Raw genomic sequence first — 22,662 nt, forward strand, 5'->3', positions numbered from 1 at the left:
TTTTTATTAAATCCAGTCCAGCGATAAAAAAAGATAGAGAAGCAGAAGAAGAATCACCAGCATGACATCAAGGGAGGTGGGAAAAACAAGCGTACGAATTAATTGAAAAATAAACAATGGTAAAAGCAGCTGTTTAAAACCATTTCGTATTTTCCAAAACCACGGGGGATAGCGGTGTTTTCCATAATACCTTTTTCTTTTAAACAAACGAATCTCTCCCTAAAAAATAAAGTTAGTACACTATATGTAACATCTTAATCCAGTGTTCAATACAATAGGTATACGGGGTAAAAATATTGGTAAGACTATTGACGGTTAAACAATCGATAGGTAAACTAAAAAGAGTGTAAAAGTATAAAAGGTTTTACCATGCTATCAAAGTCATTTCATTTAGAATTTTATATGAATGTACTGCCGTGATAGGGAGGAGTACATCGTGAACCCTTCAGAGAGGGAAATCATTAGCTGGAAGATTTCCTAGGATGTAGTGATGGAAGGTTGCCCTGGAGCAGCTTCTTTGAAACGACAACGAGTTTGTTTAGAAGTAGAAGAAGTCGGATAATCCGTTATCTTGTTTGAGAGCACAACAAACGTTGTGAATAAAGGTGGTACCGCGAGCTCTTTCGTCCTTTAGTGATGAAAAGGGTTTTTTTTATGCCAAAAATAAGATAATACACAAAAAGATAGTAGTGCTGTAATGGAGGGATAAAAAATGGCAGAACAAGAACTTTCAATGCCAACAAAGTATGATCCGCAAAAAACGGAGGAGAAATGGTATCAATATTGGGTAGATGGAAAATTTTTTGAAGCAACAAGCGATCCTGAAAAAGAACCGTATACAATTGTTATTCCACCGCCAAACGTAACAGGGAAGCTTCACTTAGGACATGCATGGGATACAACGCTTCAAGATATGTTAACACGAGTGAAGCGAATGCAGGGATATGATGTATTATGGCTTCCTGGTATGGATCATGCGGGAATCGCTACACAAGCTAAAGTTGACGCAAAGCTTCGCGAGCAGGGAATCAATCGTCATGAATTAGGTCGTGAAAAGTTTCTAGAAAAGTCTTGGGAATGGAAAGAAGAATATGCTGATTTCATTCGCCAGCAGTGGTCGAAATTAGGGTTAGGTCTTGATTATTCACGTGAACGCTTTACGCTTGATGAAGGGCTATCGAAAGCAGTTAATGAAGTATTTGTTAAGCTTTATGAAAAAGGGTTAATTTACCGCGGGGAATATATTATTAACTGGGATCCACAGACAAAAACAGCATTATCGGATATTGAAGTAATTTACAAGGACGTTGAAGGCGCCTTTTATCATATGAAATATCCATTAGTTGACGGATCAGGTTCTATTGAAGTGGCAACAACTCGTCCAGAAACGATGCTCGGCGATACGGCAGTTGCGGTTCATCCAGAAGATGAGCGCTATAAGCATTTAATCGGCAAGAAAGTAAAGCTTCCAATTGTCGGCCGTGAAATTAAAATTGTTGCTGATGATTATGTGGATATCGAGTTTGGTTCAGGTGCTGTTAAAATTACGCCAGCTCACGATCCGAATGACTTTGAAATTGGTAACCGTCATAATTTAGAGCGTGTATTAGTGATGAACGAAGACGGTACAATGAATGAAAATGCCGGCAAATATCAAGGGCTTGATCGCTTTGAGTGCCGCAAGCAAATTGTGAAAGATCTTGAAGAGCAGGGTGTGCTGTTTAAAATTGAAAAGCATATGCATTCTGTTGGCCATTCTGAGCGAAGCGGTGCAGTTGTAGAACCATATTTATCAACACAGTGGTTTGTTAAAATGCAGCCTTTAGCTGAACAGGCAATTGCGCTTCAAAAATCAGAAAACAAAGTTAACTTTGTACCGGACCGCTTTGAAAAAACCTATTTACGCTGGATTGAAAATATCCGTGACTGGTGTATTTCTCGTCAGTTATGGTGGGGTCACCGTATTCCGGCTTGGTATCATAAAGAAACTGGTGAAGTATATGTCGGCTATGAAGCGCCAAAGGACATTGAAAACTGGAAACAGGACGAAGATGTGCTTGATACGTGGTTTAGTTCTGCATTATGGCCGTTTTCAACGATGGGCTGGCCAAATGAAGAAGCAGCAGATTACAAACGCTTCTATTCTACGGATGTACTCGTAACGGGTTATGATATTATTTACTTCTGGGTTGCGCGAATGATTTTCCAAGGCATCGAATTTACAGGTCAGCGTCCATTTAAAGATGTGCTTATTCATGGGCTTGTACGTGATTCTGAAGGGCGAAAAATGAGTAAATCTCTCGGTAACGGTGTTGATCCAATGGATGTTATTGATAAATATGGTGCCGATGCGCTTCGTTATTTCTTAGCAACAGGAAGCTCACCTGGTAATGATCTTCGCTTCTACTGGGAAAAGGTAGAGTCAACGTGGAACTTTGCGAATAAAATTTGGAATGCCTCTCGTTTTGCACTGATGAATATGGATGGCATGACATATGATGAGCTCGATTTATCAGGAAAGAAATCAACAGCAGATAAATGGATTTTAACGCGCTTAAATGAAACGATTGAAGAAGTAACTCGTTTAATTGATAGTTACGAGTTTGGTGAAGTAGGTCGTACTCTCTATAATTTCATTTGGGATGATTTCTGTGATTGGTATATTGAAATGGCAAAAATCCCGCTTTATGGTGAAGATGAAGAAGCAAAGAAAACAACTCGTTCGATTCTTGCTTACGTTCTCGATCAAACGATGCGTCTTCTTCATCCATTAATGCCGTTTATTACGGAAGAAATTTGGCAGCACCTTCCTCATCAAGGAGAGTCAATTACGGTTGCAAGCTGGCCGAAAAAAGATGAGCAGCTTCATGATGAAGAAGCAGCAAAAACAATGGTACTGCTAAAAGACATTATTCGTTCGATCCGAAATATTCGTGCCGAAATGAATGTAGCACCAAGTAAGCCGATTGAACTGCAAATTAAAGCAAAATCAGAAGAAGCGCTTGGGTTATTAGAAGAAAATAAAAGCTATATTGAACGCTTCTGTAATCCAAGTGAACTTACCATCGCACTAGAGCTTGAAGTTCCTGAGAAATCAGTTTCTGCGATTGTAACAGGAGCGGAACTATATTTACCGCTTGAAGGATTAATCAATATTGATGAAGAAATTGCCCGACTTGAAAAAGAACTTGAGAAATATAACAAAGAAGTTGAGCGTGTTCAGAAAAAATTAAGCAACGAAAAATTCGTTGCAAAAGCACCTCAAAACGTTGTAGATGAAGAGCGTGCAAAAGAAAAAGATTACGTTGAAAAGCGTGCAAAAGTAGAAGAACGTATTGCTGAATTAAAGAAATAATTTAAAAAAAGAAGACGAACCTATTGAGGTTCGTCTTCTTTTAAAACAATCATGGAGGGAATTTGTTTTGCAAACATATAAAGAAGCCGTAGATTGGGTTGAAAGTTTATTAAAGTTTGGAATTAAGCCGGGTCTTGAACGGGTAGAATGGATGCTGGAGAAGCTCGATCACCCGGAACGCCGCTTAAAAATGATACATATTGCAGGAACGAATGGAAAAGGCTCTACATTAAATTTCTTAAGAAATATTTTACAAGAAGCAGGTCAAGAAGTGGGCACCTTTACTTCCCCTTATATTGAAAGCTTTAATGAGCGTATTGCTGTTAATGGCGTGCCGATTGCTGAAGAAGACTTTCTTCAATTAGCGAATAAAGTTCGTCCTTTAGTAGAAGAATGTGCAGCGACAGAACTTGGGTCTCCTTCTGAATTTGAAGTGATTACCGTTATTGTACTGCTTTATTTTGGTACTGTTGCTTATCCTGATCTTGTTATTATGGAGGCAGGTCTTGGGGGGAGATTGGATTCCACAAATGTTATTCATCCGATTGTTTCTATTATTACAAATGTAAGTTATGATCATACGGCTATTTTAGGAGATACACTATCTGAAATTGCTTTTGAAAAGGCAGGTATTATTAAAGCAGGGGTCCCTGTTATTACGGGAGCTGGAGGAGAAGCGTTAGAAGTTATTAAAAACAAAGCTGTTGAGAAAAATGCGCCATGCTATAAACTAGGAAAAGATTTTTCTTACTCCAATTATTTCATTAAAAGAGAGGGACAGAAATTCAGCTTTAGGTCTGTATTTTCTACAAAAGAGGATCTTATCGTTACAATGAAAGGCGAGCATCAAATAAAAAATGCTTCTCTTGCATTAATGACGCTTGATTATCTTTACTTTTTCTATGGACTTGTTGTAGAGCTTGAACATATTAAAGCTGGGTTAAAAAAAGCTTCTGTATATGGAAGAATTGAACAGATTTCTGATCATCCATTAGTCGTACTGGATGGTGCACACAATCCTGCTGGAATGGAAAGCTTAGCAAATACGTTGAAAACTCAATATAAAGGTACTAATATTCATATTGTTTTTGCAGCTCTTAATGATAAAGATGTCAATACAATGCTTGAAAGCCTTTATCCAATTGCAAAAACTATTACATTAACAACCTATTCTCATGAACGGGCATTGGGTGCTGAAGAGTTATTTAAGAAGGTGAATTTTTCAAATAAAAGGATGGTGGAAAGTCCGATAGAAGCGGTAGAGAGAGTTGTGAAGGAAGTTGGCAATGATCAATTAGTTGTTGTAACAGGGTCACTTTACTTTATTTCGGAAATTAGAGAGGAAATAAAAAAACTTGTAAAGTAAAGCGATATTCCCACCGCTGTTTGAACGGTGGGAATATTATATCTATTATTTAGTTATAAATCGTATTTAAAGAGTCTGGTGACAGATTCCACTGGTTATTAGTACCTTCAGTAACAGGCTCTATTTTTTGTGCATAAATACCTTGTCCGGTTGATGGACATGAAGGGGAAAGAATAATATCAGAAGGGGGCAGGGTATTATAGTGTAATGTTCCTTTAATGCAAATGATAGCATTCGATTTTATATCAGCAAAATTACTTTCACTATTATAAAAATAAGCATCTCCGTCAATGATGATCTGTCCACTGTTATATACTGTAAGCATTTGTTGAATTAAATTATAAAAGTAAGCATTCCCTTTAATTGTAATGATTCCGTCATTTTTTAATTCTAATCCCTCATTAAAATATCCATCATTATGAACAGTTAGTTGGCTGCTATTTTTCAACTCCATTTTCCCATTAAAAAAACCTGTCTCATGAATGAATAGCTTACTATCATTATATAGAATGGTTTTTCCATCTACATAGAGATCTGCATAAACATTTAAATTATTTCTGGTTTCCAAGTTGAGATTTCCGTCAACACGTGTATCTGTAGTAATGGTTTCTTCTGCTTGATTACCGATATTATTGCTCGTTCTTTCGGTATAGGTTGTTGGCGGTCTTGGAAAGTTCTCAGCACTTTCTCCAGGGCTTTCTTCATCAGATGGGTTAAAAGGCTTCTTTAAATAAATAGAGCCTTTAATCGTTTTGCCAATCTGTTTCTCCTCTTTATATCCCTTGCTGTCAAATGTTATTTCAAGAATGTCTTTAGTAGGTAAACTAGTTTCCGTCATTACAATGTTTTCAATTTTAAAGGAAAAATCCGAATTGTAATCCATCGCTTTCTGTATTTCTTGTTGGATGTTGTTCAAGTTATTAAGCTGTATAAGAGATTTTTCGATTTTTGCTTTATAATAATCAACACCCATTTCCGCTAAATGGGTTCCTTGAATGTTTTCTTCTGTTATGATTGTTTGCTTTGTTGTATTGAGCGTGGAACTCATTACTGTCGCTCCAACAATGGTAAAGACAGTAATTGTTATAAGAACAATTACTAATGCAGCACCTTGCTGATTTAACATTTTCATCGTTGTTCTCCTTTTAATTTCTAACGTTAGCGTTTTTTAACAGCTGTCTCTATTATGAAAGGCTTACCCGTTTCATTATTAACAATCGTTAATTTAATTTTTAAAGGAAGTAAAGGGTTAATGGTCCCTTCCGTAAAAGAATGGTCATTTTGACTAAAGGTACATTCATAAGAAAATGTGGTGCTTGTTATTTGAAATTCATCTATCACTATTTCATTTGATGTACAACTTATGTAATAACGATCAGCAGTTGAGTAATGAGCTTCTTTTATAAAATTAAGCACAATATTTGCTTCCTGCTGTATCATATTCAATGTTTGGCCTTTTTTTGAGGATTGTAAGCCGTTTAATAAAATAGAGCAGCTCATACTAAAAACAATGCCTAGTATAGTAACGGTTATTAGTACTTCAAGAAGTGTTAAGCCTGCTTGATTTTCATAGATTCTTTTTTTCATTAGTTACATTCCTTTGTAGCCGAATGTTTCTATTAATATCTTCTCTTGATTATTTTCTAATGTGTAAATTTTAATATAGATGTGTAAAAGGTTATCTGTTATTTGTTGATCCTCTTCATAATGAACATCGATAGAAATATAATAATCAAGTTGTTCATGAAGGTTAGCATTAAATGTACTGTTAAACTCTGTGACAGTATAACTGCTGCTTAAGTTTAAAAAGTTAGAAGGATTTAAAGTTTGTTTCACTTCGATTAACACTTCAGGTGCTAAGTGAACAGCTGCAAGATGGTCTTCGTTTTTGGATGAAAAAAAAGTTGATTGTAAAAACAATCCTGAAAAGGTTAATAATACAATGGATAAAATGGATAAGGATAGTAAAACTTCTAATAACGTAAAGCCATCTTCTTTTTTATTAAAGTGCATTGAAATCTCCTGTTATAAAGTAAGATTTGTTGTCTTAAAAATATTAAAAAGAGCGTTATTTAACACTTTCATATTATTATACAATACACTAAAATGAAAGAAGAACGATCGTTAGAGAATCTCCTATTTATAAAAACTCACGATAAAGGTTGGACATCGTCCCCTTCAGTTTTTAGTAGTGAAATTGGATTTTTATATTATGTTTAAAAAGAAGGGAAACTATTTTGAAATATGTATTTGCCGCTTCAGCAGTAATTTTATTGATTCCACTTTTTGTTTTTTTACCATTAAACTTTTCAAATCTTATAAAAGTGTTAATTGTTACTTGTTCTGGGGTAATTGCAATAATAGGAATTTACATACAACCTTTTTATAAGGGGTGGATGGTAGGTCTTCTTTTAACGGCGATCAGTATGGTTTGTGCTTATGTGTTGTTTAAAAGATATACTCAGCTTGTTGAAAAAGAGGAACAGAATAATGAGTATAAAGAGTATAAAGAGTTAAAGGACGATGATTATAAACCAACAAAGGATTCATTCATTGAATTAGATAGCCCGATTAAAGAAGAAGCTGAAGCAGCTGAACTTATGGGAAAAAACATAGACCCTACCAGTTATTCAAACAGCTTGGAAACAATTCCTCAACAGCGTACCGATCTCGTAACAGATGAATACATTGAGGAAGGCAGCTTACACCAACCAAACATTGTACAGGATGAAGAAGATTTATCTTTTTTACATAATCGTGTTGATTCGATCGAGGAACACTTTAATAAACAAGAGGTCGACGATGAGATAAATGAATACCAGATTGATCATGAAAATAACAGACGTGAACAGCTGTTTAAATCAATAGAACAAGAGTTGAAACATGAGCAGCCTATAGAAGAGCACAATATTGAAATGCAGTCTGGATTAGATAAAGACGACTATAATGATTTTGAAGAAAGCGATGTATTAGAACAAATTGATGAAATTTTATTTGATCAAGAATCAAAGGGATTTTATACTTCTGAGGAAGAAGGTAGTGTTTATTGCTTAGAAAGCGCTGAATTAAAAATGGAAATAATTGAAATTGATGCTGCTGCTGCCCTTCTTTATGAAAATGAACAATTAGAGTTATATGGAGCAGATTTACAGGAAGAAAATTATTTTCAAAATGAGATTTTGGGTGTGTATTATGAACAGCTGCAGCTATTACAGGCTGAAAAGAAATTTAATGAGTTTGAAAAGATAATCAAAGCAATACTTGAAACAGATCTTGATGATGTTCGTTATTATAAATTTGCATCCATGCTGCGTGATTATTATGCAAATACAGGTCAGCGTGAACAGCTGTCATTATTACTGGAATATTTAAAGGAACGCTTTCAAGGTCATGAAACATTTTATAATGAAGTATTATACTATTTGGAACAATATTGTTAAATAAAAATGGTTTTCTGAAACCATTTTTATAAGTTTAGACAATAATACGGGATTTAGGTGTGGTGAAAGATGAAAAAAAACAGTGAAATCATAGGATGTTCTATTGCAAGCATTAAAGATGGCTTGAAACATGGAATTGTGAATGAGTTAATTATTAGTCCAGCAAAAGGGACAGTAGAATTTTTGAAAGTTGAAAATGAAGAATGGTTATTTATTGACAGAGTGATTTCATTTGATAAGGTTGTCGGCATTGGTGATGCTGTTACAATTCAAAGCGAAAGTGAAGTAATTGCCTTAATGGACAGCCCTGAAGCAAACAAGTTATTGAAGCAAAAAGTAAGAATATTAAATGCAAAGGTAATTGGAACAAAAGGACAATTGTTAGGAGAAATCATTGATTTTTATATTGATGAACAAACAGGGAAAATCAGAGAATTTTCACTCCAATATAAAGAAAAAAAGATTGGTTTAGATGCTGAATATATTATTACTTATGGACGTGACTTCTTAGTAGTAAAAGATGAAGCGATTCAGCTTGTAAACGGAAAAAGTGAAAGCGTACAATCAGAAAAAGAAGAAAAGCAATTTGAAACCTTTAATACAGCAGAAACGGCTGAGGAAAAGCCATTTGAAGAGACAGAAGAAAATGTTTCAATCTTCTTAGATCAAAGTGATCAATTATTTGAAGAAACTTTATTCAATCATCCCGCTGTTCATAATGAACAGCAGACAGAGAAAAAAGATCTGTTTGTAATAGATGAAGGAGATAAGAGTGAACTGGCAAGCAGCATGTTTAAAAATAATTATAAAATGGAGACCCCTTCACCAAAAACTACCAAACAAACTCAACCTGAACATATTAATGAGGCCCATGATGCTTTTCGGGAAAGACAAATTAATATTTTAGAAGGCAAGGTCGTATTGAAAGATATTACAGATGAAGAGGGAAATGTTATAGTAAAAAAAGATACGGTTTTAACGCGAGAAGACATTATAAAAGCACAAGACATTGGGCCAGCTGTTGTCGTTGATCTCTCAATGAATGTGAGAGGATCGTAAATAGCTAAAAGGAGGCAATTGTATGTCTCATTCAGATTTAAAATTGTTTGTAAAATTATTTCTTTCAATACTGTTATCGGTGTTATTCATTTTTACTTTTACGTACGCAGGTGCCTATTCATATGAGCAGGTTATAAGCAATAATAAGGGGAATGAGCAGCTTAAAGTTGGTTCTCTTCAGTTAGGAAATACATCTTATAAAGATATATATGATAAAGTAAAGGATCATACGATGAGATGGAAAACAGAAGCCCACCTTTCCTTACGCTTTCAAGACCTTATTATTACCATTCCGACCGACGTAGTTTCTTTTGATATTGAAGCCAGTGTGAAAGAGGCAATGAAGTCGGGATTTTCTCCTCTCTATGTTAAGGTGAATCAGCAAACATTTGATGAACAATTGGTACCATTTCAAGAATATAATGTGTTAGCAAATATAAATAAAGAGGAGCTTCAAAACGATCTAATCACAATAGCATCATCGTTAGAAAGCACTTCAATTGACCTCGACCTTGTAAAGTATTTGTCAAAAGAAGAGCTTCTGCAGCAAACAGTATCTGAAAAGGAAATTACCAATATCTCTTCATCTTCCACATTAATAAAGTGGGCAGAATCACTAGACGGTTTTGTAATTGAACCAGAATCGAGTATATCTATGCTTCAGATGATGAAGCAGCGAGGATTAGAGCCTGTTGAATCAGAAAGCTTAAATATATTAGCAGCTGGCATTTATGCAGCTGTTTTGCCAACTAATTTTGAAATGATTGAACGCCACATTGGACGCAAAAAAATTCCTTATATAGACGTAGGCTATGAAGCGAAAGTCGTTCCACAGAAAAAAGACTTAGTTTTTTACAATCCGAATACTTTATCTTACAAATTTCAAATAAATGTATCGCAAAATATGCTTACGGTTTCATTTGTTAATGATTAAGTATGATATTGATGCTTTGAATGTAAGTATTTTTCATGATCATAAACCTGTTTTTATTAGACATATTATGCTCAGTACTTCTTATGAAAAATGGGAGAAAAAACGAAGTGCAATTGGTACTGAAGTGCTAAAATGGATTGGAGAACAAACAGCATTAGAAGAAAAGATTAGCAGCAGTATTACTGAGATTAGAAGAATTATGGATTTTTACCGCTTCACGATGAATAAAGGCGAACAAGAAGTTGGTCATATTTTATTAACCGGTGATCATCCGGAATATAAAGTAATTGAAAACAAACTAAGAGATGCCTTTAATATTGCAATAACAATTTTCGAAGATAAATCACTTAAAACGATTGATGGATTTCGGCTGCCGCTTCATTTTTATTCATCATTAGGGTTAGCAATTAAAGAGGTGTAGCTATGTACGTTGATATTAATCTTTTACCTTCTAAGAAAAAGCGGTTAATCAAGCCATCTTTATTATATAGTTTATTACTACTTGTGTTTAGCTGTACGCTTTTTTGGCTTTATATTGACTATCAGCAAACGTCCCACAGTCTTGAGAAGATATTGAAAGATACACAAGTTATTGAACTAAAAAATGAAGAACTTTTAGCTGAACTTGCAAATGAAACAGAAAGCGAGAAAGAGCTTTTACAAGAAAATATTCACTGGATCGAGTCGATAAAAATATCAACGTTTTTTTTATTAAATCATCTTGTATCATTGCTTCCTGAACGTGGTTTCTTTGTGGATTATCAATACAGTGATGATGGAAAAATTACGATTGCAGTAATGTTTGACACAATACGTGAATCGTCACAATATCTTTATGAATTGACTGAATCTCTCTATATTAGCGACGCTAAGTTTCTCACTATAACAGCACAGCCATTAAGTGAGCAAGATAGTACAAGTGATGGAGATAATATATTACCAAGATATCAAGCTAATTATGAACTTACGATAAACGAATCCGCATTACGGGAAGTGAAGAAGCAAGAAAAATGAAAAGGCTTATAGAAATGGCACCTCATTATCTCCTTATCATTATTATTTTCTTCATGCTGCTCATTTTAGGAAGTGGGTATGCTGCATTTTTACTTCCGGCAAAACAAGAGCTGGAAAAAGCAGAGAAAAATTTTCAACATGCATCATCCCAGTTAGCTTTATTAGAAGCGCAGCAATTAGAACAAAATGCGTTTAACTATGAAAGCGCGATACAGCTCCAAAAAGAAGTTCCAGTTCAACCGCTTGTTGATCAATTTATTTTACAGCTGGAAAAAGCGGAGGTTATTTCAGACAGTCTGATTCGATCAATGATTTTTAGTGAAGGAGACGCATTATTAGAAGATGAAGAAAACCAAGTAATTCCAGAAGACGTTAAACGAATCACAGTTCAGTTAAATATGGCATCTAAAGGATATAGTAACCTTATGCGTTTTCTTGAAGAGATTGAATCATTAGAAAGAATTACTAAAATTGATTCATTAAATTTTTCAGGAAATAGAGAAATCCTTTCCATTGATGAAGAAGTAGATCAAATTAATTATTCTGTACAAGTATCGACATTTTACATACCAGGTTTAGAAGAATTACTAAATGATTTACCTTCAGTTGAATACCCTGCACCCGCAGATAAAAATAATCCTCTTTATCATGGCGGTAGTCGAGATGACCCTTCTTAAGAAAAAGTTAGAAATATGACGAAATCTTTTTGAACAAGATGACAAAACTCTTGTTCATTTTTTTTTATCGTATGATATAGTACGGCTAACGTTATATGTATGCAGTTCTAATAAACCTTTCATGTGCATAAAATGACATGTACAAGCAGTAGGAGAGGAGCTGGCATGATGAAAAAAGATGACCGGCAAATTTCGATTCGGATTAATGGAAAAGAAACGAAGCTGGAGGAACAGGATCCCGCAAGAGAAACAGCTGCAGCAGAAGATAATGAAGATGAATTTCAATGGGTGTTACCGGATCAAGGAAACATTAGTAAAAAAGTAATTGATTTTCAAAAGCATTTTGAAGATCGTCAACATGGACAACCTATTATGAATGAAGAGGAAGAGCGACAAGGAGAACCAATTTTTGCAGGGCAGCGTAAAAGAAAGCGATCTGGTCCTTTTAGTCAAAAAAAAATGTCATTCACTACATTCCCGAAAAAGGTTATTTACGCTATCCTTGCTGCTATTATTATTGGACTTATTTTTGGTTTACTAATGTTAATGCTTTTTACACAAAAAAACATTTTTTCTGAAAGTATGCAGAAAAGCGAACAAAGTGAAAGCTTACCAACTGCGGCTATGAAAGCTGGACCTCTACAGCTTGACTTAATTGTTTATGTTGTGCAGGGAGGTGCTTATTCAACACAAGATAAAGGGATAGAAGCTATGAATAATGTAAAAGAAAATGGTTATGCAGCAGTACTCGATACAAATGAAGATCCAATGTCCATGTTGATTGGAGTAACCTTATCTAACGAAGCAGCAGGTTTATTAAGTGACATGTATAAACAGAATGGACAAGATACTTATAAATATAAAAAAGAAGTAAAACTATCTAATCAAGAACAGTTTATAGAAGAACAGGAAGTGGTATTAGCATCAGGAAAACAGGTGTATGAAAAGCTGCTTAATATCACTGCATATCAACTAACGGAAGCTAATCCATTAAATAAGGAAGAGTGGCAGGAAGTAAAGAATCAATTTCAAGAATGGGAACAGCAGCTAAAAGGCGTCTCATTTGAGGATAGTCATGCAAAACAGGTAGAACAATTTAAAACAACCTTAAAAGAAGCCGTTGTTTCCTTTCATGTTTACACAACTAGTAACAAGAAAGAGGAATTATGGAAAACAGAGCAGTTATTGCTAGATACTTTTATCGCATATAAAAATTTATTGCAATAATAAGGTAAGGCGTTTTTTCTTTAATAGAAAAGCGTCTTTTTTACAGTTTCATAACGTTAAATTTTCGAAAAGAATTTAACTATAAGAACACCGAAGCTTTTGGAAACGTTATTGGTTTTTCCTTCCTTAGACAAATTTAAAAAATATCGACATAAAATACATCATAATAGCGAAAAATTTTAAATGGAGTGCTTATGATGTGTGAAAAATGGACATTGTCTTCGTATAAAGGATTTGATATGCTTAAATTGAGCCCTTATACGACAGACAGTAGATAAAAATAGAAAAGGGTGATCGTATGAACCGCCTCATACTTGCCTCTGGTTCACCTCGAAGAAAAGAACTTCTGCAAAATGTCTTTATCCCATTTGAAGTCTCGGTTAGTCATATTGAAGAGCATATTTCTGATCTTTTGCCCCCTTCTCAAATAGTTGAACAACTTGCACATCAAAAAGCAAATGCTGTTTATGAGCAGCATCGCGATTGCGTTGTCTTAGGCGCAGACACTGTGGTTACTTTAGATGAAAACATTTTAGGGAAACCCAAAAATAAAGAAGATGTACGTCAAATGCTTCTGATGCTTTCAGGAAGGAAGCATCTGGTTTATACTGGGGTGGCAATTATTAGCAGAGAAAAGACCTGCCTGTTTCATGGGAAAACGGAAGTCACATTTTACGATTTAACAGACGAAGAAATTCATGCCTACATTTCAAGCGGTGAACCGTATGACAAAGCAGGAGGATACGGTATTCAAGGATTGGGCGCAGTATTGGTACAAGAAATTCATGGGGATTATTTTAATGTTGTTGGACTGCCTCTGGCACGAACAGTAAGAGAATTAAAGAAGTTTGGTATTACTTTAAGCACCTAGTCAGTCATGTAAAATGTACTAGGAGGAGTAAAGGTTGAAAGAGAAACAAGCATGCATGATGAATCTTCCAAAGCAGGAACGTCCGCGTGAACGACTGCTGTATGAAGGAGTAGAAGCTCTATCTAATCAAGAATTGCTGGCAATCCTTTTACGTACTGGAACCGTTAATGATTCTGTTATTCAACTTTCTCAGCGGCTGATGCAGAGTTTTGACGGGCTAAGAATGCTTCAGCACGCAACAGTTGAGGAATTAATTGCTGTTAAAGGAATAGGGCTTGCCAAAGCAGTTCAGATTTTAGCTGCATTTGAACTTGGCCGCCGCATTCATCGCCAGCACAGCGGTGAAAAGTATACTATTCGGACACCTGAAGACGGAGCAAATTATGTGATGGAAGAACTGCGCTTTTTAACTCAGGAACACTTTGTTTGTATATATTTAAATATGAAAAATCAAGTCATTCACCGTCAAACGGTCTTTATTGGAAGTTTAAATGCATCAATTGTTCATCCGAGGGAAGTGTTTAAAGAAGGATTAAAACGTTCTGCTGCTTCAATTATTTGTTTTCATAATCACCCAAGCGGAGATCCTGCTCCTAGTCATGAAGACATTGAAGTGACAAAGCGTCTCGTAGAGTGCGGCCAGTTGTTAGGAATGGAAGTACTTGATCATATTATCATTGGTGATAAAAGATATATTAGCTTAAAAGAAAAAGGATATGTTTAATACTATTTTTTTCGATTTGTTTAGAGTATAATTTAAACTATTGATTGATATATAGAAAATGCAATAAATGGTACTTTATTCAAATCGTTTCGCTCATTTTTATAGAGGAAACGGTTTGTTTCTTAATGTTTACCGTCTATTTTACGTGAATATACTTTTTATTTATTGGATGTTTTTTAACTATGAAGGGAGTTTACATATATGTTTGGTGGCTTTTCAAAAGATCTAGGTATTGATTTAGGAACAGCAAATACCCTTGTTTATGTAAAAGGAAAAGGTGTAGTTGTTCGTGAACCTTCTGTTGTTGCTCGCAGAACGGATACAGGGGCAATTGAAGCGGTTGGTAATGATGCAAAAAACATGATTGGACGAACACCAGGAAATATTGTGGCAACACGACCGATGAAAGATGGTGTCATTGCTGATTTTGAAACAACAGCAACAATGATGAAATATTTTATTCAAAAGGCCCAAAAAAATCGTTCAATATTTGCAGGGAAACCAAATGTAATGGTTTGTGTGCCAAGTGGGATTACTGCAGTAGAAAAAAGAGCGGTGGAAGACGCAACAAAACAAGCTGGCGCAAAAGAAGCGATTCCAATTGAGGAGCCATTTGCAGCCGCTATCGGGGCAGATTTACCAGTATGGGAGCCAACAGGAAGTATGGTTGTTGATATTGGGGGCGGTACAACAGAAGTAGCGATTATTTCATTAGGGGGAATCGTTACAAGTCAATCGATTCGTGTTGCGGGAGATGAAATGGATGATGCAATTATTCAATATGTAAAAAAGAGTTATAATTTAATGATTGGAGAACGGACGGCTGAAGCATTAAAAATAGAAATAGGTTCTGCCGGCTCTACTGAAGGCATTGAAGATATGGAAATTCGCGGTCGTGATCTATTGACAGGTTTACCAAAGACACTTACAGTTACACCAAAAGAAATCGCGTCTGCATTAAGTGATACTGTCGAAAGTATTGTTGAAGCAGTAAAAGTAACATTGGAAAAAACCCCACCGGAATTAGCAGCTGATATTATGGACCGCGGCATTGTGCTTACAGGGGGAGGCGCTCTTCTTCGCAACCTTGATTATGTGATAAGTGAAGAAACACAAATGCCGGTTATTGTAGCTGAAAATCCATTAGAATGTGTAGCGATTGGGACAGGGCGAGCACTTGAAAATCTACATTTATTCCGCTCAAGACCAAGTTTTACATCTAGAAAATTGCGATAATAAGAAGGTGTTAGGATGCCTCGTTTTTTTTCAAATAAACGTTTAATTGTACTGCTTGTTAGTATTATTATTTTAGTAGCAATGATAGGATTTTCAATGAAAGAACGAAAATCACTAAGTACCCCTGAGCAATTTTTGAAAGATTCCGTAGGATGGGTGCAGTCTATTTTTTATAAACCCGCTCAAGCTGCAGCGGGTTTCTTTGAAAATATCCAAGAAATGAAAAACTTATATGAGCAAAATCAAGTATTGAAAGCCCGTCTTGATGAGTATGCAAAACTTGCTTATGATGTAAAGGAATTAAAAGAGGATAATGAAAGTCTTAAGGCTTTAATTGATAAAAAGGAAAGTTTGCAGGACTATAATGTTTTTCCAGCCAGTATTATTGCAAGGTCTCCAGATCGATGGAATAAATTAATTACAATTGATAAAGGTCAAAAGGATGGTATTGACCAGAATATGGCTGTTATTACACCTGAAGGACTGATTGGGAAAGTGCTCCATGCGCAGGAATTTTCAAGTACAGTTCAGCTTATAAGCGCTCTTGATCGTACAAATCGAATTTCTGCAGTAGTGGAAGATAATGAGGAAATATTTGGGATTATTGAAGGGTTTAATAGTGAGAAACAGATGTTAATCTTTAATGCAACGGCCGATATTGAAATTAAGGAAGGCGCTGCTATTGTGACTTCAGGGCTAGGAGGCGTTTTTCCGAAGGGGTTAATCATTGGGGAAGTGGTAGAAGTGAAAAACGATGATTATGGGTTAACAAAATCTGCATATGTAAAACCAGCAGCGAATTTATATAATATTGATCATGTTATGGTTGTGGAAAGAAAATCACAAATTGTTACTGAAAATGATGAACTAGAAATGGGGGGTTAAAAATTGAAGCGATTTCTTCTTCCATTTCTCACCTTTCTCTTTTTTATTATAGAAGGAACAGTGATGCAAGTATTTGCACCTGAGAGTTTTGGGTTTGATACTGTGCTTATTCCGCGCTTTGTCATGATGATTATTATTTGTATATCGATTTATTTAAGTCGTATGCAAGCCGTGTTCTATGGGCTTGTTTTTGGTTTTTTACATGATATTGTTTATACAGACTTAATTGGGATTTACTTGTTTTCTATGGCGTTTACCGCTTATGCAATCGGCATGATTACACGGTTTTTTTATCCAAATTTAATGACAAGTTTGTTATTAGCATTACTAGGTGCTGGAATTCTTGATACAATGGTTTATGGGTTATATGCGATTATTAATATTGTTTCTCTATCATTTGAAAATTTTGCTTATGAAAGGCTCTTCCCAAGCCTTATATTAAATGGTTTAATTTTTGTATTAATGTATTATCCGCTCCGAAAACTGCTTGTTGAAATAAGAACACTAAACGAGATAAATTCATAACTTGAAAAAGGATTTGCTTACTGTTTTGTTGAATATTACTACGTTGAGGTGAATCATCAGAATGAAACAAAAACAGCACTTTGTTTCAATAAAAGGAACAAAAGACGGTTTCAAATTAATTCTAGATGACCGTTGTTCATACGATATATTACTGGAAGAGTTAGATGAAAAGCTTTCTGCAAGTACACGAAATGAAACAGAAGGACGTTTAATTTATGTGCAGTTAGACGTAGGAAATCGATACTTGACACCTGATGAGGAACAAGAAATACGGGACCTCATACGTAGAAAAAAAAATCTTGTTGTAGAGCGTATTGATTGCAATGTTATCACAAAAGAAGAAGCGGATGAGATGCGGCGCAGCAATCAAATTGTATCCGTTGCAAAAATTATTCGTTCAGGACAAGTATTAGAGGTCCATGGAGATTTACTTTTAATTGGTGATATAAACCCTGGTGGAAAAGTAATCGCATCAGGAAATATTTATGTGATGGGTGTTATAAGAGGAATTGCTCATGCCGGGGCTAATGGAGATACAGCAGCCGTTATTGCCGCATCGGTAATGAAGCCTTCTCAACTTCGGATTGCAAGCATTGTGAGCAGGGCTCCTGATCAGTCATCTCACAAAGAAAAAGGAAATGAGATGGAATGTGCTTACATAGAAAAAGACGAGCAGCATATTACAATTGATCGAATTCAAATATTACCGAATTTAAGACCTAATCTGTCGAGAGTATAGGAGAAAGGAGAATGTCGCGTGGGAGATGCTATTGTTGTGACTTCTGGTAAAGGGGGCGTTGGAAAAACAACAACAACTGCAAATATCGGGACATCGCTTGCATTATCGGGTCATAAAGTATGTTTAATCGATACTGATATTGGCTTGCGTAATTTAGATGTTATAATGGGGCTTGAAAATCGAATTATTTATGATTTAGTCGATGTGGCAGAAGGAAGGTGCCGCCTTCACCAAGCTCTTATTAAAGATAAGCGTTTTGAATGTTTGTATTTGCTTCCGGCAGCACAAACAAAAGATAAATCTGCTGTTCAGCCTGAACAAATGAAGAGAATTGTAAAAGAACTAAAACAGGAATATGATTTTATTATTATTGACTGTCCCGCTGGAATTGAACAAGGTTTTAAAAATGCCATAGCTGGAGCGGATAAATCGATTGTTGTTACAACTCCTGAAACGTCTGCAGTCCGTGATGCAGATCGCATTATTGGTTTATTGGAACAAGAAGATATTGAATCACCTCGTCTAGTTATTAACCGAATCCGCAGTCATATGATGAAAAATGGCGACATGCTTGATATCGATGAAATTGTTTCGATCTTAGCAATTGAATTGTTAGGTATTGTTGTAGATGATGAAAATGTTATTACAGCATCTAACAGAGGAGAGCCGATTGCATTAGATCCGAGCAGTCAAGCTTCTATAGCTTATCGTAATATTGCAAGACGTATTTTAGGTGAATCTGTTCCCCTTCTTTCGCTTCAAGAGGAAAAAGGCCTTTTTAAAAAGGTGAAAAAGTTTTTAGGTATTCGCTAATACTATATGGTTTACATTCTTCACTCGACTTATTCGCATGATTTTAATGTGCCAAATTGATATCGAGTGAAGTTTTTTGTGTTTGTGTTGTTAAATAATAATAGTAGTCTTATTTCCTTCGTTTGCTCTTAGTCATAACCTTTCCGGACAAGTCATAAAATGTATCAAAACAGGGTGAGAGGAAGGGTATGATGAAAAAGAGTATTGATGAGGTCCGAAAACGTCATAAAGAGAGAAAAAAAGAGCGCACTCGTTATGACAATTTTCAATCTCAACCACCTTTTATAGAGGAAGAAAAGGAACATTCAATTTCTTCTCCTTTTAAAAAAGAAGAACAACCGCTCCATCCTTTGTTTAATAAAGAGGCATTTTTAATAAAGATCACGCTTTCCGTTTGTTTGTTTCTTATCGTGGGGATCCTCTTTAAACAAAATACACCATTTGCTCAAACAGGTCAGCAAGTTGTGCGTCATTCATTTCAGCAGGAATTTCAATTTGCGGCAGTTTCTTCATGGTATGAAGAGCAATTTGGTAAACCGTTAGTATTATTTCCCGAGAAAAAAACCGATACTAATAATGAACAAAAGAATCAATTCGTTAACAGTTTTGCTGAAGCTTACGCGGTACCGGCAAGCGGGAAGGTTACTGAAAATTTCAGTAAAAATGGTCAAGGAATTCTTCTTGAAACAGGACCTGATGAGCAGATTGGTGCAGTTAGGGAAGGATTTGTAAGCTTTATAGGTGAAGAAGAAGATATCGGGAAAACCGTTGTGATTCAACATGATGATGGCAGTGAATCTTGGTATGGAAAATTGGCAAATATTGAAGTGAAATTATATGATTTTGTAGAACGCGGGGAGCAGGTCGGAAGCGCAACAACAGATCAAGATGCAAATTTGGGGATATTTTACTTTGCTCTGAAGCAGGGTGAATCGTTTATTGATCCTATCCAGGTGATTTCATTTGATTAATAAATTTGTTATTCATCCACTCTTTTGGGCTGTATTTAGTATTTCAATGATTACAGGGCATTTTCGCGATTTTATTCTTGTATTTTGTCTAATTTTCATTCATGAGATAGGGCATACTGGAGCGGCCTATTTTTTTGGTTGGCGGATTAAGAAAATTGTATTTCTTCCGTTTGGTGGAGTAGCAGAAGTGGATGAGCATGGCAATAAGCCGTTTAGGGAGGAGTTCATTGTTGTAATGGCTGGTCCATGTCAGCATATCTGGATGACTGGTGCTGCTTATTTTTTAATGACCTTTAATATATGGGATCCTGCATTTTACGAGCAATTTTTAACATATAATTTCATGATCTTATTTTTTAATTTGCTTCCGATTTGGCCGTTAGATGGTGGAAAACTGTTATTTTTAGCGTGTGCACGACGTTATCCATTTAAACGTGCACACCTTGTTTCGTTGGTTATTTCTCTTCATTTCCTTATCGTTTTTGCAATGGTCTGTTTCATTTTTTACCCTTTTCAATTAAATGTTTTTATTATTATCCTTTTTCTGGGAGCTGCTCATTATAGGGAATGGCGGCATCACCCATATATATACTTGCGGTTTTTACTAGAACGTTATCATGCACAAAAACGAGATTGCGAAAAGCAGTTGTTTATTGAAGTTCAAGAAACAGCATTTCTTCAAGATGTGTTAAAAACTTTTCGAAAAGGGGTTTCACATCGTATTATATTAAAGCAAGGTATGAAACCAAGGCATCCTATCATAAATGAATATGACTTATTACATCTTTTTTTTAAAGAACAAAAAGCATGGTCTACCGTAGCAGAGTGTTTTCATTCAAAATGAAAATTGGAGATGGTTTCAAATAGAAAGGGTTTGCTTTTGTGAAAAAAATATTAATGAATCTTACAACAAGGCAGCAGCGTGTTGCGATTGTTGAAAATGGAAAAACAATAGAGTTTTTTGTACAAGAGTCTGAAAGTGAAGAAACAGTTGGAAATATTTATAAAGGAAAAGTAACAAAGGTGCTTCCAGGAATGCAGGCGGTTTTTGTTGATATAGGTATGGATAAAAATGGTTATTTGTCACGCGATGAATTAGCGCAGGAGCGCCTACAGGGAAAGAGTCAAATTTCACAAGCTGTTAAAGAAGGGGAAGAAATTCTTGTTCAAGTAACAAAAGAAGCTGTAGGAACAAAAGGACCACGTTTAACAGAGAAAGTTTCTATTCCTGGCATTTATATGGTATTTATGCCAAAAGATCAATATATTGGTGTTTCAAAAAACATGCCTCAGGGTATTCGAGCAAGCTGGCGCGAATTTGGAAAGAACCTTTGTGAAAATAAAGAAGGCGTTATTATTCGTACAGCTGCTCAGAATCACTCATTTGAAGAAGCATCACAGGAGTTTTTTTATTTAAAGAAAGTATGGAAGAACATCTTAGCGAATGCAAAGCATGTTTCTCGACCTTCTTTAGTTTATAGAGATCTTACATTAACTTCAAAGGTCATCCGTGATTTTGCTTTTCATAAAATTGAAGAAATTATTGTTGATGATTATGAAGAATGGCGAAAATTAAGCGAGCGCTTATCCCCTTATCCGCAATTAAAAGATAAGTTAATCCTATATAAAGAAAAAGAACAGCTTTTTCTTTATTACGGAATTGAAAGCGAACTGCTAAAAGCGCTTAAGCGAATTGTATGGTTAAAAGATGGCATTTACCTTGTAATTGACCAAACAGAAGCTTTAACAAGTATTGATGTAAATACTGGGAAGTTTACTGGAAAAATTAATTTAAGGGAAACGGTCTTAAAAGCTAATAAAGAAGCAGCTAAAGAAATTGCAAGACAGCTTAGACTCCGTGATATTGGCGGCATTATTTTAATTGACTTTATTAGTATGAAAACGAAAGAAGATGAGCAGCTTGTCATTGATGAATTAACGAATGCTTTAAAATATGATCGAGTGACAGCAAAAATTTTTGGTTTTACAAAGTTAGGTTTACTAGAAATGACAAGGAAAAAGGAACGCAAAACACTTCTTGAATCTCATTCCGTTCGCTGTGAAGTATGTGATGGAACAGGCTATCATTTATCACTTGAGACGGTTCTTTTTCGTATCGAGAGGGATCTTTTAGAATATCGTCATACTATTGAAGAGGCGATATGGCTTGAAGTCTCAAGTGAAATTTATCATGAACTAAAAAAATCAGTTGACCATTATGAAGCGTATTTAGAAGATAAAATCGGTCGAAAACTGATTGTAACAGAAAGTGTATCGAGTACAAGAGAAGAATATAAAATTCGGCATATTGGCTCAGCAGCTGACATTCACAAGCGCATTAATAGTTAGAGTGAATCATAGATAACCAATTGACAATTAGGAGTTTTTTATGATAATATCTTATACGTTAGTTCGTTTGGAGCACCCAAAGAGCTACAACCGCACAGAGCAGGTTTTTAAGCATTGTCACCTGTAATGGCGAGTCTTAGACAAATAGGAGGTGCATGTCATGTACGCAATTATTGAAACTGGTGGTAAGCAGATTAAAGTTCAAGAAGGTCAAGAGATCTTTATTGAAAAATTAGACGTTGAAGCTGGCGAAACTGTTACATTTGATAAAGTGTTAATGGTTGGCGGCGAAAGCGTAAAAGTAGGAAGCCCTGTTGTTGAAGGTGCTACTGTAACTGCGAAGGTTGAAAAAAATGGCCGCGGTAAGAAAGTCATCGTTTACAAAATGAAAGCGAAGAAAAACTATCACCGTAAACAAGGTCATCGTCAGCCTTACACAAAAGTTGTTATTGAAAAAATCAACGCATAAGGTTAAAA

General features: G+C 35.4%; 24 protein-coding genes and 2 other annotated features. Of the genes, 20 read left to right on the plus strand and 4 right to left on the minus strand.

Going from position 1 to position 22,662, the window contains the following annotated elements:
* Positions 1-6 precede the first annotated feature (6 nt).
* Positions 7-207 (minus strand): hypothetical protein, encoded by a 201-nt coding sequence (locus DS031_RS02205; protein ID WP_113804283.1) that lies wholly within the window; start codon positions 205-207, stop codon positions 7-9.
* A gap of 200 nt (positions 208-407) precedes the next feature.
* Positions 408-634: a binding site (T-box leader), on the plus strand.
* A gap of 78 nt (positions 635-712) precedes the next feature.
* Between DS031_RS02205 and DS031_RS02210 the strand changes: the two genes are divergently transcribed.
* A complete protein-coding gene (locus DS031_RS02210; protein ID WP_113804284.1) occupies positions 713-3,355 on the plus strand; it encodes a valine--tRNA ligase in 2,643 nt (880 codons plus the stop codon).
* A gap of 67 nt (positions 3,356-3,422) precedes the next feature.
* Entirely contained in the window at positions 3,423-4,721 is a 1,299-nt protein-coding gene (locus DS031_RS02215) for a bifunctional folylpolyglutamate synthase/dihydrofolate synthase (protein WP_245947144.1), read from the plus strand.
* 49 nt (positions 4,722-4,770) lie between these two features.
* Here the strand turns inward: DS031_RS02215 and DS031_RS02220 are convergent, their stop codons facing one another.
* The 3 genes from DS031_RS02220 to DS031_RS02230 are packed head-to-tail and all read right to left on the minus strand — an operon-like array spanning position 4,771 to position 6,734.
* Positions 4,771-5,853: a pilus assembly PilX N-terminal domain-containing protein gene (locus tag DS031_RS02220; RefSeq protein ID WP_113804285.1), complete on the minus strand. Its 1,083-nt coding sequence runs from the start codon at positions 5,851-5,853 to the stop codon at positions 4,771-4,773.
* A gap of 26 nt (positions 5,854-5,879) precedes the next feature.
* The gene (locus DS031_RS02225; RefSeq protein WP_113804286.1) at positions 5,880-6,308 is read right to left on the minus strand and encodes a PilW family protein; all 429 of its coding nucleotides are present in this window, start codon (positions 6,306-6,308) and stop codon (positions 5,880-5,882) included.
* A 3-nt stretch (positions 6,309-6,311) separates the two neighbouring features.
* A complete protein-coding gene (locus DS031_RS02230; RefSeq protein WP_113804287.1) occupies positions 6,312-6,734 on the minus strand; it encodes a type IV pilus modification PilV family protein in 423 nt (140 codons plus the stop codon).
* Positions 6,735-6,958: 224 nt separating this feature from the next.
* On the opposite strand from DS031_RS02230, the gene DS031_RS02235 reads away from it, so the two are divergent.
* The 18 genes from DS031_RS02235 (at position 6,959) to rplU (ending at position 22,654) form a co-directional block, all read left to right on the plus strand.
* Positions 6,959-8,161, plus strand: coding sequence for a hypothetical protein (locus tag DS031_RS02235; RefSeq protein WP_113804288.1), 1,203 nt, complete (start codon positions 6,959-6,961; stop codon positions 8,159-8,161).
* A 69-nt stretch (positions 8,162-8,230) separates the two neighbouring features.
* Positions 8,231-9,220: a PRC-barrel domain-containing protein gene (locus tag DS031_RS02240; RefSeq protein ID WP_113804289.1), complete on the plus strand. Its 990-nt coding sequence runs from the start codon at positions 8,231-8,233 to the stop codon at positions 9,218-9,220.
* A 22-nt stretch (positions 9,221-9,242) separates the two neighbouring features.
* Positions 9,243-10,154 carry a VanW family protein gene (locus DS031_RS02245; RefSeq protein WP_113804290.1) on the plus strand — a complete coding sequence of 304 codons (912 nt, stop codon included), beginning with the start codon at positions 9,243-9,245 and terminating at the stop codon, positions 10,152-10,154.
* Complete coding sequence (locus DS031_RS02250) at positions 10,147-10,575, plus strand: type IV pilus biogenesis protein PilM (RefSeq protein WP_113804291.1); 429 nt, start codon at positions 10,147-10,149, stop codon at positions 10,573-10,575. The genes DS031_RS02245 and DS031_RS02250 overlap by 8 nt, the downstream gene beginning before the upstream one ends.
* A 2-nt stretch (positions 10,576-10,577) precedes the next feature.
* Entirely contained in the window at positions 10,578-11,168 is a 591-nt protein-coding gene (locus tag DS031_RS02255) for a hypothetical protein (protein ID WP_113804292.1), read from the plus strand.
* Positions 11,165-11,845, plus strand: coding sequence for a pilus assembly protein PilO (locus DS031_RS02260; RefSeq protein WP_113804293.1), 681 nt, complete (start codon positions 11,165-11,167; stop codon positions 11,843-11,845). The genes DS031_RS02255 and DS031_RS02260 overlap by 4 nt, the downstream gene beginning before the upstream one ends.
* A 165-nt stretch (positions 11,846-12,010) precedes the next feature.
* Positions 12,011-13,072, plus strand: a complete 1,062-nt coding sequence (locus DS031_RS02265; RefSeq protein ID WP_181832963.1) for a hypothetical protein — start codon at positions 12,011-12,013, stop codon at positions 13,070-13,072.
* 298 nt (positions 13,073-13,370) lie between these two features.
* Positions 13,371-13,943, plus strand: coding sequence for a Maf family protein (locus DS031_RS02270; protein ID WP_113804295.1), 573 nt, complete (start codon positions 13,371-13,373; stop codon positions 13,941-13,943).
* A 55-nt stretch (positions 13,944-13,998) separates the two neighbouring features.
* Positions 13,999-14,667: a RadC family protein gene (gene radC, locus DS031_RS02275; RefSeq protein WP_113804346.1), complete on the plus strand. Its 669-nt coding sequence runs from the start codon at positions 13,999-14,001 to the stop codon at positions 14,665-14,667.
* Positions 14,668-14,868: 201 nt separating this feature from the next.
* Positions 14,869-15,903, plus strand: coding sequence for a rod shape-determining protein (locus DS031_RS02280; RefSeq protein WP_113804296.1), 1,035 nt, complete (start codon positions 14,869-14,871; stop codon positions 15,901-15,903).
* A 15-nt stretch (positions 15,904-15,918) separates the two neighbouring features.
* On the plus strand, positions 15,919-16,788 hold the full coding sequence (gene mreC, locus DS031_RS02285; RefSeq protein ID WP_113804297.1) for a rod shape-determining protein MreC: 870 nt from the start codon (positions 15,919-15,921) through the stop codon (positions 16,786-16,788).
* Positions 16,789-16,791: 3 nt separating this feature from the next.
* Positions 16,792-17,313 (plus strand): rod shape-determining protein MreD, encoded by a 522-nt coding sequence (gene mreD / locus DS031_RS02290; RefSeq protein ID WP_113804298.1) that lies wholly within the window; start codon positions 16,792-16,794, stop codon positions 17,311-17,313.
* 61 nt (positions 17,314-17,374) lie between these two features.
* Positions 17,375-18,052, plus strand: a complete 678-nt coding sequence (minC, locus tag DS031_RS02295; RefSeq protein ID WP_113804299.1) for a septum site-determining protein MinC — start codon at positions 17,375-17,377, stop codon at positions 18,050-18,052.
* Positions 18,053-18,070: 18 nt separating this feature from the next.
* Positions 18,071-18,865, plus strand: coding sequence for a septum site-determining protein MinD (minD, locus tag DS031_RS02300; protein ID WP_113804300.1), 795 nt, complete (start codon positions 18,071-18,073; stop codon positions 18,863-18,865).
* A gap of 191 nt (positions 18,866-19,056) precedes the next feature.
* Positions 19,057-19,836 (plus strand): M23 family metallopeptidase, encoded by a 780-nt coding sequence (locus tag DS031_RS02305; RefSeq protein WP_113804347.1) that lies wholly within the window; start codon positions 19,057-19,059, stop codon positions 19,834-19,836.
* A complete protein-coding gene (locus DS031_RS02310) occupies positions 19,829-20,680 on the plus strand; it encodes a M50 family metallopeptidase (protein WP_113804301.1) in 852 nt (283 codons plus the stop codon). Before DS031_RS02305 ends, DS031_RS02310 begins: the two co-directional genes overlap by 8 nt.
* Positions 20,681-20,718: 38 nt before the next feature.
* Positions 20,719-22,185 (plus strand): Rne/Rng family ribonuclease, encoded by a 1,467-nt coding sequence (locus DS031_RS02315; RefSeq protein WP_113804302.1) that lies wholly within the window; start codon positions 20,719-20,721, stop codon positions 22,183-22,185.
* A gap of 78 nt (positions 22,186-22,263) precedes the next feature.
* Positions 22,264-22,332, plus strand: a sequence feature (ribosomal protein L21 leader region).
* A 13-nt stretch (positions 22,333-22,345) separates the two neighbouring features.
* The gene (gene rplU, locus DS031_RS02320) at positions 22,346-22,654 is read left to right on the plus strand and encodes a 50S ribosomal protein L21 (protein ID WP_113804303.1); all 309 of its coding nucleotides are present in this window, start codon (positions 22,346-22,348) and stop codon (positions 22,652-22,654) included.
* Positions 22,655-22,662 lie beyond the last annotated feature (8 nt).

Source organism: Bacillus taeanensis (assembly GCF_003318295.1).
Lineage (GTDB): Bacteria > Bacillota > Bacilli > Bacillales > UBA6769 > Maribacillus > Maribacillus taeanensis.

What these genes read in the sequence shown, in the direction of transcription:
- DS031_RS02210 (WP_113804284.1), top strand. Translation starts at nt 713, where the DNA reads ATGGCAGAACAAGAACTTTCAATGCCAACAAAGTATGATCCGCAAAAA.
- DS031_RS02220 (WP_113804285.1), bottom strand. Translation starts at nt 5,853, where the DNA reads ATGAAAATGTTAAATCAGCAAGGTGCTGCATTAGTAATTGTTCTTATA.
- DS031_RS02225 (WP_113804286.1), bottom strand. Translation starts at nt 6,308, where the DNA reads ATGAAAAAAAGAATCTATGAAAATCAAGCAGGCTTAACACTTCTTGAA.
- DS031_RS02230 (WP_113804287.1), bottom strand. Translation starts at nt 6,734, where the DNA reads ATGCACTTTAATAAAAAAGAAGATGGCTTTACGTTATTAGAAGTTTTA.
- DS031_RS02240 (WP_113804289.1), top strand. Translation starts at nt 8,231, where the DNA reads ATGAAAAAAAACAGTGAAATCATAGGATGTTCTATTGCAAGCATTAAA.
- DS031_RS02245 (WP_113804290.1), top strand. Translation starts at nt 9,243, where the DNA reads ATGTCTCATTCAGATTTAAAATTGTTTGTAAAATTATTTCTTTCAATA.
- DS031_RS02250 (WP_113804291.1), top strand. Translation starts at nt 10,147, where the DNA reads ATGATTAAGTATGATATTGATGCTTTGAATGTAAGTATTTTTCATGAT.
- DS031_RS02255 (WP_113804292.1), top strand. Translation starts at nt 10,578, where the DNA reads ATGTACGTTGATATTAATCTTTTACCTTCTAAGAAAAAGCGGTTAATC.
- DS031_RS02260 (WP_113804293.1), top strand. Translation starts at nt 11,165, where the DNA reads ATGAAAAGGCTTATAGAAATGGCACCTCATTATCTCCTTATCATTATT.
- DS031_RS02265 (WP_181832963.1), top strand. Translation starts at nt 12,011, where the DNA reads ATGATGAAAAAAGATGACCGGCAAATTTCGATTCGGATTAATGGAAAA.
- DS031_RS02270 (WP_113804295.1), top strand. Translation starts at nt 13,371, where the DNA reads ATGAACCGCCTCATACTTGCCTCTGGTTCACCTCGAAGAAAAGAACTT.
- radC (WP_113804346.1), top strand. Translation starts at nt 13,999, where the DNA reads ATGATGAATCTTCCAAAGCAGGAACGTCCGCGTGAACGACTGCTGTAT.
- DS031_RS02280 (WP_113804296.1), top strand. Translation starts at nt 14,869, where the DNA reads ATGTTTGGTGGCTTTTCAAAAGATCTAGGTATTGATTTAGGAACAGCA.
- mreC (WP_113804297.1), top strand. Translation starts at nt 15,919, where the DNA reads ATGCCTCGTTTTTTTTCAAATAAACGTTTAATTGTACTGCTTGTTAGT.
- minC (WP_113804299.1), top strand. Translation starts at nt 17,375, where the DNA reads ATGAAACAAAAACAGCACTTTGTTTCAATAAAAGGAACAAAAGACGGT.
- DS031_RS02305 (WP_113804347.1), top strand. Translation starts at nt 19,057, where the DNA reads ATGAAAAAGAGTATTGATGAGGTCCGAAAACGTCATAAAGAGAGAAAA.
- rplU (WP_113804303.1), top strand. Translation starts at nt 22,346, where the DNA reads ATGTACGCAATTATTGAAACTGGTGGTAAGCAGATTAAAGTTCAAGAA.